The sequence below is a fragment of the Oceanispirochaeta sp. genome (assembly GCF_027859075.1).
Classification (GTDB): Bacteria; Spirochaetota; Spirochaetia; order DSM-2461; family DSM-2461; genus Oceanispirochaeta.
Genome location: NZ_JAQIBL010000242.1, coordinates 1 through 15658, shown reverse-complemented (window position 1 = coordinate 15658; position 15658 = coordinate 1). Strand labels below are relative to the sequence as shown.

The following is a 15658-nucleotide window of genomic DNA, read 5'->3' as shown; positions in this document are numbered from 1 at the left end:
GCCATTCTTCATAAGAAGCTGGGGGCCAAAGATCTGGCAATTCTGGAATTGAAGAACGTACTGGAACAATACGAAAGCAGCAGTTATGTCACCCTATATCCTCCCCGGTATAAGGTGTTGGCTGAGAAGGTTCTTGCCAACCTGGAAGGCCGGCCGACCCCGGAAGTAGATCCCGAAAAATATCCGGCCAGAAAGATTTCCAACGATGGTGGAGCCCCCCCACCCAGGTAAATATAAAAACCGCATTACGCGGTTTTTTTAACCCCTTCAATAAGGAGGGCCTCCAAATCAATACTCCGACGGAAGCAGAATGGGGTAGATGGAAATGCCCAGTTCTGCAGCCTCCCGGTACACCATCTCCTTGGTAATTTCACCTTTAGGAACCTCATGGGGCGATGCGTCTCCCACCTGAATGATGATGCGATGATCTGAGGTCCACTCATAATTGGAAATACCGCTGAAGATTCCCTCATACACCGCTTCAGGAATATCCCGTCCCCCTGAGACAGTAATCCGGTCCAAATACCACTGAACCTTATCCAGATCTGTCTGAAAGGGAGTTTCCTTTGTCAGATAGGCTTCCTTATAATCCCGATACAGGACGATGCCGATCCTGAAAGAGTCAAATCCCTCTATATGGGTTTTCACCAGTGGAACCAGTTTTTTCTGTATAAAATTGATGTCATTTTTCATGCTGACTGTAGAATCCACGACGAGGACCACATCGATACTGCCGCCCTCAACAGATGTGATGATCCGCCCTATCTTGTCTACAGCATCATCACCATCATCGGCACGGATAAACGCTCCTCCCGTCATCAGGGCGGCCTCTTCCATGATATCTTCCAGCTCTTTATCAGCAATCTCCGGAATGACTGCAGGGGGGAGTTCCTTGATACGGGTAGACAGAATAAAGGGATTGTCCTGATAGATTCCTGAGTAATCCGCATAGGCCTTTGAAAAGGCCCTTATATTCAACCATGTTCCCTGACGGATATCTAATTGCCCCTCCCTGCTCCAGGCGTAACCATAGGTCAGCTGCAGGGGAACATAGATCTGAAAAGCCATACCTTCCATCAATTCATTATAAACAGGACTGGAATCAATGAGGTAATACATCCCCCGGTCCCGGGGTAGAAGTTCTCCATCCAGCATCCTTGCTTCATTGCCGTTTATTTCATTGAATTCATAGGCCCTCAGAGCAAAGGAATCTCTCAGTTTCTCAGGATCTGCCGTTGATTCGGTCAAAAGGACTGAGTTCATTCCCGGCTTTTGTCTGATCCAGAGATGAAAACCATCCTCCCCTACCATATCGATATAGACATCTCCCGGCTCGATGGTCAGTTCCTGAGAAGACAGGGAGACCAGGGTAAAAGTTAACATGATTATAAAAACAGCTATTCCTTTTCTCATGTTATATTTATCGGCTCATTTTCTTCCTTCATGACGAGATTTTTTGAATCATCCCATCAATAAGGTCTGTTAAGATTCTAAGGAGCTTTTAAATATGAATACACTGGACCGATTTAAAATGTATGGACTTTATACCCTGCTTCTCAGTTCCTGCTTCTCCGCCTGTTCCCTTCAATGCGGTGAAGATTTGTTCCTGGAACCGGACCTGTCGCCTCCCCGGCTTCTGGAAATTTCACCCACTGACAGTCAGGATGTCTATATCCTTTTTGATGAGCCAGTCAAAGCCCAAAGTGAATCAATCCAGCTTGAATCGGGTGAAACGGCACAGCTTACGGTCCTGAATGAAACGACTCTGACCCTGACTCCCCAGATGCCCTTGGTACCGGGGAGTCCCTACAAGGCCGCCTTAACAGTGGAAGATACAAGCGGCAACAGCTGCCGTTTCGTCCTTCTCTTCTGGGGATGGAATCCCCGGGTGCCAGAGTTGTTGATCAATGAATTTAATCCGCAAGGATCCGAGAGCAATCCTGACTGCATAGAACTCTATGCCCTCTCAGAGGGCAACACTGCCGGGATTTGCCTCTATTACGGAACCCGCCGCTATTATGAATACCGTTATATACTTCCCGATATTGAACTGACAGAGGGGGAGTATATCATCATTCACTGCCGCCGGGAATTTCTCTCTGAAGAGATCTCAGAGAGCCGGGATAAGACGATCTCGGGAGGAAAGCTCAGCTCTGATAAGGCCTGGGATCTCTGGCTTCCTGATGACACCGGTCTCTCTGGGGCCAATGGCATCCTGACCATCTATAATGCTCCCGAAGGAGTCTTAATTGACGGTGTGGTGTATTCCGACAGGGAACCGGACCCGGAAGACGACAATCTGGGATGGACCAGCCGGACCTTTGATGCGGCAGCCGATCTGTATCAAATGGGAGCCTGGGCTTTCAGCGATGAATCCATCTCTCCCAAAGAGGCAATTCCATCTTATTACACCACAGCCACAAGATCATTGTGCAGAGGCAGCAGTTCCTTAGATACAGATAGCATGATTGATTGGCACACCGTGCCGACGAGTGGGAAAAGCTTCGGAGCTATAAACACGGACGAAGAGTATGCCCCTTCGTCCTGATGCGTTTATTGAAGGATCAGAGAAGGCTTTTGAACATTTCTTCGATGGAATCCCGGGGGATCACACCCACATTCTGTTTAACAATCTCCCCTTTATTGAATACCATAAGGGTTGGAATACTCTGAATATTATAGCGCCCTGAGGATTCGGGTGCATCGTCCACATTCGCTTTACAGACTTTGATTTTACCCTCATATTCTTCGGCTATCTCAGCCACTAGAGGACTGAGCATTTTACAGGGCACACACCATTCGGCCCAAAAATCTATTAAAACTGGTACATCCGATTTTAATACCTCTTTCTCAAATGTATCATCTGTAAGAATCACTTCTGACATGCAATTAACTCCTTTTTAAATCCTTAAGTCTAAAATCTCTTATTATATCTTCAACATAATTATAAGCAATTTCAACACTTTCGTCCATTAATCCGCGGTCCTGACATTCCAGCAGGATAAGATGGAGTTCGTGGAGGAAAAATGAGGCCCTTTTAATGCATTCCTGGGATTCCCGAAAGAGTTCGGTGGAATACTTTCCACCCTGCTTCAGTAGAAATAAATACCGGTCCAGCTCCGGTGGGACATCATCTCCGCCGATGGTGGTCATGCGGAATAACCTGTTTTCCAGATTATAACTTACAGTGGAAGAATGCACCTTTCTGATGAATGAGGAGACTGTTGACCAATACTCGTTATCAAGAACATTCAGGGCACCATAGAGCTTCTTCACTTCATCAGAGGCATCATCATGCAGGACTATCATAGGATAGGATTCAATTTGCCGTTCCAGCTCTTCGATGATCCTGTCAGCAAAACCCTTGAGTGGTTTGGTTGCAGGAGAGGCCTTGTTTTCATGACGAACTTTATTCTCTTCACTCTCCTGGATAAGCTGCTGGAGATAAACGATTTCGTCTTTGATAAACCGGGTCAGGTCTACCCGGGCATGAAGAGCCTCAATATATCGGTCTTCAAAGGAGGATTTTTCATCGATGGGAGTCATATAGCTTATGATGTAATCATCATATGTTTTTCGGATACGGACCAGAGCTGTTTCCACTTCTTTGGCAGTCAGCTTGTCCCTTTTTTTGCGTTTAAACATTATTTTCATTATCAGCTATTTGAGCAAGTCTGGTCAATGTTTCCCATGTTAAAATGAACGGCTTATATCGGTCCTTCTTCACTAATATCTGCAATAATTCTTATAGACCCTACATCATTAATATTGAATGAATCCCGCTTATACAAAATTCATGAAAATGATTTCACTTAATTGGGAATCATTCCGGGAATGATACGATTTATACCAGATGTTACTGAATGGCGTTCCTTTTTTTTCATTCCAGGGGACAATAAGAGTCAATTCTTCCGGGCTTTCAACTTCATTGGGAGAGTAGTACTCTCATAATGTATCCGTCTTCTGAAATACACCAAAAATTGAATCCAGATGCCTCCTGCGTATTTAAAAGGTCTTAAAACCGGATTATATTAAAATAAATCATCAGATATACAGGAAAAACTAGAAGATATGATCCATAAGTGACTAGAATAGAGAAGGCAGTCTCCTCTTCATTCTTTCCGGCAGTTTTCGTCATTATGGAAAAATTTGCCGGCGGAGGAACAATCGTCTCCATGAAAAGGATAAGCAGAATGGCCGGAGCTAGTTCGAGTAAATATGGGGACTTTTTTAGAAGCAGCAGGAACAGGGCAGGCATTGCCAGGTATCTCACAAGCATGGGAGACAGAGCGAATTTTAGATCATCCCAGGTAAGGGATTTTCTGAATTTGAGCTCTCCCACCATGGCTCCTAAAACCAGAAGGATCAGAGGGGATGTAACTGAACCGAGTGTTTTAAGACCCCCATGGATATAGTAGAAGGGAAGAGAGAAATCAGAAAGAACATGACCAAACCCCAGGAGACTCAATGACACACCGATCAGAATTCCGATAACCGGTGGTGTCAGAAACTGCCTGATCCTCAATCGTCCCGTTGCCCCCGTTACCAGATAGTGTCCAACACTCCATAAGATGGGGCTATAGGTAAAAAGGTAGGCCCCTATATACAATGACGGGAGTGGCGACTGAAAATATTCCTTGAAACCGCTGATTGTAACTATGAAAATATCAATCAGAGCGAGAGGAATATATCCGGCATTTCCAAAACTGCTCAGAGCCAGATATGTGTTCCTGGAATCTTTGGGAATCCGGAAAAGATGTGCAAAAACAAAGCTGAGAAGAAAGGATATACCGAAGACAAGAAATGTATAGAATGGAAAGAATGCCCCTGAAATAAGATCTGATCTGTCCATTGCTGACATGCGGGATATAAACATGGCCGGGAGGGTTATATTTACAATTAATTGACTGATCCCTGAAAAGACCTCTTTCTTCCATTTCATATATTTACGGAGTACAAATCCTATTCCCGCAAGGATAAAGATTTGGAGAAGAGAATAGAAAACGGGCAAAAAGTACTGAGTCATGGATGTTCTACCTCTCCACTGCTGGTAACCAGGGATGGAATTTTCTGCTCCGCTTCAAAATGCCGGCATTTTTTTATTTCAGAATGACTTCTTCTTCCAGGCACTTCGTGTAGTATTCGCTCAGGGTAAATCCCAGACCGGGACCTTCAGGCACATACATTCTACCATCCTGAATCTTCAGCCTCTCATTGAACAGCGGTTCCAGCCATTCAAAGTGCTCTACCCAGGATTCCCGGGGATAGCAGGCTGAGAGATGGACATGGATTTCCATGATAAAGTGGGGAGCCACCCGCATACCAGCGGCATCTGCGAGATCTGCAATCTTCAGATAAGGTGTGATTCCTCCGATCCGGGCTGCATCCGGCTGAATCACATCCACTGCTGAATGGGAGATATACTGTTTCAGCAGATCGCTGCTGCAGAGCATCTCTCCTGTTGCAATCGGGCTGTCCACTTTCGCCGTGAGTGCCGTATGACCTTCCACATCATACGCGTTGAGAGGCTCTTCTATCCACTCTGGATGGTACTGATCTGCCTGCCGGCAGAACTGAAGAGCCTGAACTCTGTCCCACTGCTGGTTGGCATCCACCATGATAGGGATATCCAGACCCAGTTCGTTCCGTAGAGTGTCCAGACGGCGGAGATCTTTATTCATATCCGGCTGTCCCACTTTCATTTTGATCCCCCCCATGCCTCTATCCAAAGATTCCCGGGACTTCTCGATGACTTCTTCAATGGATGCCTGAAGGTAGCCTCCGGATGTGTTATAGCATCGGACAGAGTCGTAATGGGAACCTATCAATTTGGCAAGGGGCAGCCCGGCTTTTTTAGCTTTCAAATCCCAGAGTGCCGAGTCGATGGCCGCAATAGATTGAGCAGTAATCCCGCTGTTTCCAGCCGTGGCGCTGAGCCACATCAGATTATTCCAGATTTTTTGAATATCATAGGGATCTTCCCCTATCAGGGTTCCTGCGATTTCTTTGGCATGGGCATATTGAGCTCGGCCCCCGACCCTCAAGGCATAGCTGAACCCCAGGCCTTCCAACCCCTGTTTAGTTCTTATATGAGCAAAAAGGAGGTCCACATTTTCCAGAGGTTTTTTCTGAACACCTGTCAGGACTTTGGCATCGCTGACAGGTTTTTTCAAAGGGAGCCGCAGTTTGGATATTTTAATTCTGATGATTTTATCTTGCTGGTGTGACACGAAGAATATCCTTGTCTATTATTTATGTGATTGGTGCCGGATTGAAGAGTACAAGATCATTCTGAATGTTCAGTTTCTCCACTGCCGCCTGTGTTTTTCCGCTGGCTACATCGAGAATGAGGTGGAACAGCTCCCAACCCACTTCTTCAATGGTCGCTTCACCATAGGCTATTCTTCCAGCATCCAGATCGATAATATCAAACCAGCACTGAGACAGTTCTTTTCTGGAAGAGACTTTGATTACCGGAGCAATAGGCAGGCTGTAAGGTGTTCCCCTTCCGGTTGAAAATATCTGCATGCTGATCCCTGATGCCAGCTGGCAAGTCCCGCAGACGAAGTCACTGGCAGGTGTAGCCGCGAAGACCAGGCCCTTTTTTGTCAGTTTTTCACCAGGTCCCACTACATCTGCTATATTCATGGAACCTGATTTAACAACGGACCCCATAGCTTTTTCAACAATATTAACCAGGCCGCCACTTTTATTTCCGGGTGTTGTATTGGCACTCCGGTCGGCCCCGCCCCTATTAAGGTATCTGTCATACCAGTCCAGTTCTTTAATCAGCTTATGAAAGATTTCTTCTGTAGAACATCGGGAGGCTAAAACAGGCGCCGCATCCCGCACTTCTGTCACTTCGGAAAAAACAGCTGTCCCTTCCGCCCTGACCAGAAGATCAGCAGCATAACCGATGGCCGGATTGGCAGTGATGCCGGAAAAGGCATCGCTACCGCCGCACTGCATTCCCACAACAAGATCAGAAACAGGACACTCCTCGCGTTTCCGATTATTCAGTTTTTCCAGGTGTTTTCGGCCTAATTCCATTCCGGCATCCATCATACCCTGATATCCCTGATACCTTTCGTCCTGCATTATAAGGGTGGAAAGAGAGGTTGTTCCCTTTTCTTTATGAAATGCTTCCAGATCCTTCATCTCGAGCTTTTCACAACCCAGACCGACCATCATCACCTCTCCTCCCAGATTGGGATTGGTAGAGAGGTTTTTGACTGAGCGAATGGGAATGATAGCCGCCGGTGCATTGATGGCGACTCCGCATCCATAACTGTGGTTCAGGCCGACAATATTATCCACATGGGGGTACTTGGGCAGCTCTTCCTCCTTCAGTCGGCGGACCAGCTGATTCACCATTCCGGAGACACACTGTACACAGGTCGTGATTCCAAGGACATTCCTGGTTCCCACAGAACCTTCAGGATTTCGGTAACCCCAAAAGGTATAGCCTTCCAGGGATTCCGCTTTAACCTCTGCCGGTTTGGAAAATACCAGCTTATTCAACGCCGGAGAACTGGGAATCTCCGACATCTGTTCACTGACCCAGGAACCAGCAGGAATCAGTTCCTTTGCTGTAGCAATGTGAACTCCATAACGAATAATCTTAGATCCTGCAGGAATATCCACCAGGGCGATTTTGTGCCCCTGGGGAACAAAATCCAGTAGTGTGAGATTATGAGACTCCAGAACGTCTCCTGCCTTCATACCGCTGCCGGAAACAACAACGGCTACATTATCATCCTCATGCACCTTAATCGCTTGTATCATTGGTCTTCTTCTTTGCTTCCACTTGTTGTTTCTTTTCTAGAAAGGATTTTCTGCCTTCTATCCAGAACTATTGACCAGACAATTGAAAGAATTATGAATGCCCAAAGAACCCAGGCAATTTTACTTTTAGTGAAGAAGATAGTAAAAGTCCCAAAAGACTCCAGACTTTTAACAAAGTAAATTTCCAGTTGGCGCCCCAGGATAAATCCAATCAGAAGAGAGGGGATCTGGATTTTCACTTTACTTCCGATCCATGCCAGAATACCGAAAATCAGAAGGGTCCAGACATCGAACATTACACCGTAGTTTATGGCATAGGCACCGACAGTACACATCACGATGATGATAGGATAAAGGATAAATTTTGGTACAAAGACCACTTTTGCAAAGTATTTGATGGCAAAGAACATCATAAAGAACATGACTATATTACTGATGATCAGTGAGCTGAGCATGCCGTTCCAGGCTTCCGGATTATTATTGATGAAAAGAGGTCCGAGCTGGATACCCTGCAATGTAAATGCTCCGATCAATACGGCTGTTGTGCTGTCTCCTGGTATTCCCAGGGAGACTAAAGGAATAAGGGCCCCCCCGGTCAGGCCGTTGTTGGCAGTTTCCGAGGCGACAAGACCTTCGGTAACCCCGGTTCCCATTTTCTCGGGATGCTTGGAAAAGTTTTTCGCCTGTGTATAGGAGAGTACAGAGGCGGCACTTCCTCCAACTCCGGGCAGGAGTCCTACAAAGGTTCCGATAAGTCCAGAGCGAAAAACATTGACTATTTGATCCTTAAAAATGGAGAACTTGAATTTGGCACCGGAGCTCAGATCCAGTTTCTGACGTGGTCCTTCATGTGCGCCCTTTTCAGCTTCTGTAAATATAGCGGTCAGAGCAAACATACCGATCAATACCGGCAGAAGGGAAAATCCGCTGCGGAGTAAAGGTTTGAGGATTTCCGGAATCAGTCGGAGATGGTCATTACCACCAGAAGTGGATTCATAAGTTCCGATCAGACTGAGTAAAATACCGATAGATCCGCTCAACAGGCCGACCATCATACTCCCCTGAGATATGGATGCAATGACAGTCAGGGCGAAAACGATAATCAGGAATTTCTCAACATATGAGAATCTGATAGCAACATCCGCCAGGGCCGGTGCAAAGATTGCCAGGACAGCAGCAGAGATAAGACCTCCGATAAGTGAAGACACTATCCCTATTTTCAACGCCCGCTCACCCTGACCTTTTTTGGTCATTGGATAACCATCAAATGTAGTGGTTATAGAAGAGGGTGTCCCGGGAATATTGAGTAGAACGGCGGGAATCAGACCACCGGAAATACCGCCTACATACAATCCAATCAATAATGACAGAGCCTGATTAATATTCAGTGCATAGGTAATGGGCAGAAATACCGCTAAAGCCATAGTAGCGGTCATTCCAGGGATGGCTCCGAAGATGATTCCCCCGGCAACTCCCAGAGTGGAGAGCATTAGTGTTATCGGGGTAATTAATGCAAATATTTCCATAATGAAATCCTATTTTCTTTGTTAGGGTAGAGTGATAAAGAATATCTTGGCAAACAAAATCCATGAGAGCAGAGGTGTGGCAATCGAGCTGATCACAATGGATGTCCTATGATTTTTGAAATTATCTTTTCCAACTAATAAAAATGACATAGTAAACATAAAGGGTATGGAAGTAATGAGGAATCCAAGCCCCTGGTTAGGAAAAAAAGAGCCTAAATAATCCATCAGGAAAAAATAGATTCCTACTGAAGCGATAGAGCCGTAGAGTTTAATTTTATCGTAATTCTCTTCAAAGAACCGGAATCCTTTCAATGATTCTATAAGGTTTCCTTCACCCAGTCTTTTAATGAGACTCTGGAGACCAATAATCAGTAGAAGCAGAATGATAACCCCAATCATTATTCTTGGAAAAAACAGATGGGACTTTTCAAAATCGATTGTAATGGAAAATAAATCACTGATTCCGGACACAATGACCTCCTGTCGAAATTAGAGGATCTCCCGGAATGTGAACTCCGGGAGATCCTGGACTCAATTTGGTATCAAGCTTATTTCAGGGATGCAATGATCCCCTCATAGGTATTCATCTTCTTTTTCAGATAGGTGCTGGCTTCATCAGAAGCTTTAAAGTTAGGGATAAAGAACGCCTTTTTCTGGGTATTCTGAATTTCTCCGGCTTCAAAGATTTTGGTGAGTGCCTTGTCAAAATATTTTACAAGGGCAGGATCCATCTCTTTATTATAGAGGACGAAAAATTCCTTATCAAAAGTAAAATCGTTCGCCAGTCCAGGTTCTACAAACTTGAGCAGGTCATCTCTGGAAGTATCTCCGTAACCCTCTGGATTTGCCTGGGAAATTGTCGCAGTCCTTGCTGTCAGCCACAGGAATTTCATTGCTTTTATATCGTCTGCCGGCAGGTTGGTATACTGTTCATTCGCCTGGATAGAACCGTTGATGATATCAGCCTGGCCGTCAAAAAGCAGCTGGTTCTTGTCTGACTGAGAACCTGTGTTTACAGCTACCATATTCTCTTCCATTCCGGGATACTCGATGGAAACGGCATTTTTCATGGCGGTAAATCCAATTTCGGAAACTCCGCCGGGCTGAATTGCAACACGGACTTGTGTACCCGATCCTGCTGCATCAATAGCATCCTGAAGAGTGTTGTAGGGTGAATTTTTAGGTGCCAGGTAGGCATTACCGGGATTAATGGCAACAGTAGGACCAACAACATATTTTACGAAAGGATTGTCATAGCCTTCCTTTCCATAGAGGTAACCGAGATATGCCTGATCATGGAACATCATGATGGTATGACCCGAAGAGTCTCTGTTCAGAGCATCAAAAGCACCATTTACACCGGTTGCATCAACTTTTACATTAAGCCCCAGTTCTGAAGCAAGAGCGTCTGCAATGATAGCAGAGTTTGCATAGGTATCTCCACCTGTGGAAGAGGAACCGATAACAATTCTAAGGTTTCCTTTCAGAAGTTTACTGTCGTCACTCTGACCTTCAGCAAACAGGAGGCCAGACATTGCCAGCAGACTCATAAGGATAAATAAAAATTTTTTCATAAAGATCTCCTTAATTATTTTTTACAGAGCCTTACAGACTCTGAAGATTCCGATTTTATTAGCGAACCATACAGGGCTTTTTATTATCAAACTTCCAACCGGGTATCAGATACTGCATACCCGCGGAATCATCTCTTGCCCCAAGGTTCTGTTTTACATACAGCTCATGAGCTTTCATGACCTGATCCATATCAACATCCACACCCAAACCCGGTTTTTCAGGGATGTCTATGTGTCCGTCTACAATTTTCAAGGGATTCACAGTAAGGCGTTCCAGACCTTCCTGCCAGATCCAGTGAGTATCGATAGCCGTGACCTTTCCGGGAACTGCCGCCGCCACATGGGCGGTCATAGCCAGGGAAATATCAAAGTGGTTATTGGAGTGAGATCCCCAGGTTAAACCGAAGGCATCACACATCTGACCGACCCTGACAGAACCGGACATTGTCCAGAAATGGGGATCTGCCAGAGGAATATCGACACTGTTCAATGCCACAGAATGCTGCATCTGACGCCAGTCGGTGGCAATCATATTGGTCGCGGTGGGCAAACCGGTGGCTTTCCGGAATTCCGATAGGATTTCCCTGCCGGACAGACCGCTTTCGGCACCGCAGGGGTCTTCGCAATAACTCAGTATGCCCTGCATATCCTTACAAAGCTCAACCGCTTCTTTCAGACTCCATCCGCCATTAGGATCCAAGGTAATTCTTGCGTCAGGGAAACCTTCTTTCAGGGCTTTAATAGCCTTGATTTCTTCGCGGCCTTCCAGTACCCCGCCTTTGAGTTTGAAGTCTTTAAAACCATACATTTCGCTGGATGCTTCCGCCAGCTTAACAATAGCTTCAGGAGTCATTGCCTCTTCATGCCGGATGCGATACCACTCTGTTTCCCCACTTTTTTCTCTGGCATAGGGGAGGTCTGTTCTGTCAGGGTCCCCCAGGTAGAACAGGTAGCCAAGGACTTTAACAGACTCTCTCTGCATACCGTCTCCCAAGAGAGAAGCAACAGGAACATTCAGGTATTTTCCCAGCAGATCCAGAAAGCAGGACTCAATGGCAGTCACAACATGTACAGTGGTTCTCAAATCGAAGGTCTGAAGACCCCTTCCACCTGAATCCCTATCCAGAAAATTTTTGTGTACACGGTTCATGACATTTTTATAGTCGCCCAGGGAAGATCCGATCACCAGGGTTTTTGAATCTTCCAGAGTCTGCCGGATTTTTTCACCCCCCGGGACCTCTCCGATCCCGGTTTCACCCGTATCCGTAGTCAGAACAACAATATTACGGGTAAAGTACGGCGCATGGGCTCCGCTCAGATTAAGGAGCATACAGTCCCTCCCGGCAACTGGAATGACCTTCATATCTGTAATTACAGGTGTAGAACTCATCAAGTTTCTCCTAAAATATTACGCTTCTCTTGTTACTTCGATATTGGCAAGTTTTTCATAGAATTTCACAATACTGGAGTGGTCTTCAACACCGCAGCCATCCTGCTTGATCGCCTGCATAATCTCCATTGCCAGAGCGGCCATGGGAAGAGGAGCACCTACCGCTCTGGAAGTTTCCAGGGCATTGGTCATATCCTTTATATGCAGATCAATTCTAAAACCCGGTTTAAAGTTTCTATCCATCATCATTGGAGCTTTTGCATCCATGACGGTGCTACCGGCCAGACCGCCGCGGATTGCCTGATAGACAAGGTCGGGATCCACGCCGGCTTTTTTGGCAAGAACCATAGCTTCGGAAACGGCAGCGATATTCAGAGCAACAACGATCTGATTACAGAGTTTAGTTGTATTTCCTGCCCCGATTTTTCCGACATAAACAACCGAACCACCCATGACGTCCATGATATCTTTGTACTTATCAAAGACATCTTTTTTACCGCCAACCATGACAGCAATGGTTCCGTCGATGGCCTTGGGCTCTCCACCGGAAACGGGAGCATCCAGCATATCCATGCCTTTGGCTTCCAGTCCGGCAGCTACTTCCTGAGAGACACCCGGGGCGATAGAACTCATATCAATCAGGACTTTGCCAGGGGCAGCAGATTCGATCAGCCCATTTTCTCCCAGAGCGACTGTTTTCACATGGGGAGAATTCGGGAGCATAGTGATAACTACATCTGTTTGAGAGGCGACTTCTGCAGGAGTCACGGCAGAACTTGCTCCGGCATTGATCAATTCCTCAACAGCCGCTTTATTCATGTCTAAAACAATAAGTTCATGCCCCGCTTTGAGCAGGTTTTTAGCCATGGGTTTCCCCATGATTCCTAGTCCGATAAATCCAATTTTCATTTTGATATCCTCCAAAGATATATAATCCTGTTATTACGGATCTTATAAAATTCTTTGATCGTTCCTGATTACTGAGACAGCAACCCAGATTCAATCAGGATCTTCTCTGTCTGTCTTAATACATCCTCTCCCACATAAGACACTGGTCTTATGGGCTTTCCGGCATTCACTCCCAAAAGATTAAGCATGACCTTCATCATCACGGGAAACGTTCCTAAACCGTAAGCATCTCTTATGGGCATTAAGGCCTTCTGAGCATTGAGCGCCGCCAGATGATCACCCTTTGCATAGTTCTCATATATATCCACGACCAGTCTGGGAGCAACATTAGCCGTACCGGCTACACACCCTGCCCCACCATGACACAGGGTGGCATAAACGTAGTAATCAATACCCCCGAAAACTGCAAAATCATCTCTGTCGTTTGCCGTTTCGATATATTTCATGGTCATACTGAAATCCATGGATGTGTTTTTAATACCGCAGATATTCTCTACATCCAGGAGTCTTTTCAACAAGCGGGGAGAGATCTGATTATTTGTCTTACCCGGGTTGTTATAAAGAATGACAGGAAGATCACAGCTTACGGCAATATCTGAAAAGTGATCAAATAATTCCTGTTCTGAGGGCTGAATAAACATAGGTGTCAGTACAGTCAAAGCATCCGCACCGACATCCTGAGACATTTTTGCCAGACGGACCGCTTCTTTTGTTGTAATGGCAGATGCCCCGGCATAGACAGGAATCTTCCCGTTAATGTATTCAACAGCCACTTCTATGGCTCGCTTCTGATTCTCGAAATCAAGACCATAGAACTCTCCGTTGCTGCCATTTACAAAAACACCATGAACTCCTCCGTCCATAACATATTCAATAACACGTTCCAAACCTGCTTTATCAACATTTTCCAGTTCGTCAACTGGGGTGACTATAGGAGGGACAACCCCATTTAATAGAAATTTATTTTTCAATGTTATCTCCTGAAATTTCATTGGCAGTAGCTAAAAAATATTTGAAATCATTAAGAATCAGGTGCTCAATTTCACGCCTTAATATATTTGTTTTCCCAGCATCTGATTGCCCACTTTTGAACACAGCTGGTGCACAAACAGTATCTGGTACGATACCGATAAAGACCTCTTTCCCATAAAATATTTATTTCTTGGGATTTTCTATATTCTATATATAGATGGTCTATATAACTGAATGGATCTCCATCCACTTCTCTTTGTTCCGATTGTGATGAAGGTATGCTATTTTTACAGCCTCTTCTTCATCCTGCTCCTTTATGGCATTAAAAAGATCAATATGATCTTTATGGTATTTTTCATAATTATCTTTGTAGTGTGAGTTTGCTATTCTAGGAGCATGTAATATCTGATGAATCGCGGCCACCTGGATGATAAACATATTATTTTTTGTAATATCAGTGATAAGACGATGAAATTCTTCATCCAGTTGAACCATCTGCTTCGTATCGTCGACAGAGCCCATCGCTTCAATAATTTTTTTTAACTGATAATGCTCTTTATCAGTTCTAAAACGGCAGGCGATTCTGCATGCTTCCCCTTCAATACAATATTTCAGATCATAGAGATCAAATAGATTCGATTTTTCATTATTAATAATCAGTCGATAGACAAGATTTATATTGTAGATGAAATCGGATGCCTCAATTTTCCCGACATAACTTCCAGATCGAGGTTTTATATTAATGATTCCCAACATGGATGCTTTAAGAAGACCAGTACGGATCTGACTGGGATTGAAGCCCCATAATTTCTCAAAGGTCATAATCGAAGGTAATTTGTCACCTTTTTCCAATTTTTCAGCTGCTATATATTCCTGCAGCAAAATAACAAGTCTGTTTTCACTTTCCGAGTCATTGGTTTTAACGGATGCAGATTCAATCTGTTTATCTGTTATCATACTGATTATTAGATTATCAGCAAAACTTCTATTTGTCAATTTTTATTTCTACCTATTTATAAAGGCTCATTTCAACATTTTAATTCCTTCCCTATTAAATATTTAAAATGTATTCTTTTTCCCAAACTGCTTATATCAAATTTTATAATTCATTAATTTTCAACTGAAAACAGGAAAACAATAGATTTAATGATCTTAATCTGATAATCAGATATGCCTCTATTAATCAAATAGGTGGGAATTAAAACAGAATGACAGAAAAAATATAAACACTGTCAGAAAAGTATTAAAAAAGGAAGAAAACTATCTTGTGTATGGCTACAATCAGCTGTCTGCATTCTTTTCAGACACAACAACATTGGGAGCGATAGTAAGAGGATGACTGGTGTTCTTCAAGAGTAATTTTTCAGACCTGCTTCACCTGAAAAGATGAATATCCAGAAGGAAAGTCACTAACATCAATGTTGGTGACTTTCTATTTATTAATGCTATAGTATTGAACAATTCCAATTTTAAATCTTTTTCAGATTCAAGAGGTATAGATT

At 44.5% G+C, this 15658-nt stretch carries 15 protein-coding genes; 2 read left to right on the top strand and 13 right to left on the bottom strand.

Annotation, left to right across the window (positions count from 1 at the left end; all coding sequences use genetic code 11):
* The coding region (locus PF479_RS13590) for a hypothetical protein (RefSeq protein WP_298007513.1) at positions 1 to 231 on the top strand (231 nt) is incomplete at its 5' end.
* 57 nt (positions 232 to 288) lie between these two features.
* On the opposite strand, the gene PF479_RS13585 is transcribed toward PF479_RS13590, so the two are convergent.
* Positions 289 to 1413 carry a vWA domain-containing protein gene (locus PF479_RS13585; protein ID WP_298007511.1) on the bottom strand — a complete coding sequence of 375 codons (1125 nt, stop codon included), beginning with the start codon at positions 1411 to 1413 and terminating at the stop codon, positions 289 to 291.
* Between the two features lie 94 nt (positions 1414 to 1507).
* Between PF479_RS13585 and PF479_RS13580 the strand changes: the two genes are divergently transcribed.
* Positions 1508 to 2548, top strand: a complete 1041-nt coding sequence (locus PF479_RS13580; protein ID WP_298007509.1) for an Ig-like domain-containing protein — start codon at positions 1508 to 1510, stop codon at positions 2546 to 2548.
* 16 nt (positions 2549 to 2564) lie between these two features.
* Here PF479_RS13580 and trxA read toward each other — a convergent pair whose 3' ends face one another.
* The 12 genes from trxA to PF479_RS13520 form a co-directional block, all read right to left on the bottom strand.
* On the bottom strand, positions 2565 to 2885 hold the full coding sequence (gene trxA / locus PF479_RS13575) for a thioredoxin (RefSeq protein WP_298007507.1): 321 nt from the start codon (positions 2883 to 2885) through the stop codon (positions 2565 to 2567).
* A gap of 4 nt (positions 2886 to 2889) precedes the next feature.
* Positions 2890 to 3645: a hypothetical protein gene (locus PF479_RS13570; RefSeq protein WP_298007505.1), complete on the bottom strand. Its 756-nt coding sequence runs from the start codon at positions 3643 to 3645 to the stop codon at positions 2890 to 2892.
* Positions 3646 to 4015: 370 nt separating this feature from the next.
* Positions 4016 to 5026 carry an AEC family transporter gene (locus tag PF479_RS13565; protein ID WP_298007503.1) on the bottom strand — a complete coding sequence of 337 codons (1011 nt, stop codon included), beginning with the start codon at positions 5024 to 5026 and terminating at the stop codon, positions 4016 to 4018.
* Between the two features lie 73 nt (positions 5027 to 5099).
* Positions 5100 to 6230: a mandelate racemase/muconate lactonizing enzyme family protein gene (locus tag PF479_RS13560; RefSeq protein WP_298007501.1), complete on the bottom strand. Its 1131-nt coding sequence runs from the start codon at positions 6228 to 6230 to the stop codon at positions 5100 to 5102.
* Positions 6231 to 6252: 22 nt separating this feature from the next.
* Complete coding sequence (gene garD, locus PF479_RS13555; protein WP_298007499.1) at positions 6253 to 7785, bottom strand: galactarate dehydratase; 1533 nt, start codon at positions 7783 to 7785, stop codon at positions 6253 to 6255.
* Positions 7782 to 9311 (bottom strand): tripartite tricarboxylate transporter permease, encoded by a 1530-nt coding sequence (locus PF479_RS13550; RefSeq protein ID WP_298007497.1) that lies wholly within the window; start codon positions 9309 to 9311, stop codon positions 7782 to 7784. Before PF479_RS13550 ends, garD begins: the two co-directional genes overlap by 4 nt.
* Positions 9312 to 9332: 21 nt before the next feature.
* Positions 9333 to 9782 carry a tripartite tricarboxylate transporter TctB family protein gene (locus tag PF479_RS13545; RefSeq protein WP_298007495.1) on the bottom strand — a complete coding sequence of 150 codons (450 nt, stop codon included), beginning with the start codon at positions 9780 to 9782 and terminating at the stop codon, positions 9333 to 9335.
* Positions 9783 to 9859: 77 nt separating this feature from the next.
* Positions 9860 to 10885 carry a hypothetical protein gene (locus tag PF479_RS13540; RefSeq protein WP_298007493.1) on the bottom strand — a complete coding sequence of 342 codons (1026 nt, stop codon included), beginning with the start codon at positions 10883 to 10885 and terminating at the stop codon, positions 9860 to 9862.
* A gap of 58 nt (positions 10886 to 10943) precedes the next feature.
* Entirely contained in the window at positions 10944 to 12275 is a 1332-nt protein-coding gene (locus tag PF479_RS13535; RefSeq protein ID WP_298007492.1) for an enolase C-terminal domain-like protein, read from the bottom strand.
* Between the two features lie 18 nt (positions 12276 to 12293).
* Positions 12294 to 13184 carry a 2-hydroxy-3-oxopropionate reductase gene (garR, locus tag PF479_RS13530; protein ID WP_367277245.1) on the bottom strand — a complete coding sequence of 297 codons (891 nt, stop codon included), beginning with the start codon at positions 13182 to 13184 and terminating at the stop codon, positions 12294 to 12296.
* Positions 13185 to 13252: 68 nt separating this feature from the next.
* On the bottom strand, positions 13253 to 14155 hold the full coding sequence (locus tag PF479_RS13525) for a dihydrodipicolinate synthase family protein (RefSeq protein ID WP_298007490.1): 903 nt from the start codon (positions 14153 to 14155) through the stop codon (positions 13253 to 13255).
* 223 nt (positions 14156 to 14378) lie between these two features.
* Positions 14379 to 15113 carry a FadR/GntR family transcriptional regulator gene (locus tag PF479_RS13520; RefSeq protein WP_298007489.1) on the bottom strand — a complete coding sequence of 245 codons (735 nt, stop codon included), beginning with the start codon at positions 15111 to 15113 and terminating at the stop codon, positions 14379 to 14381.
* Positions 15114 to 15658: the final 545 nt, after the last annotated feature.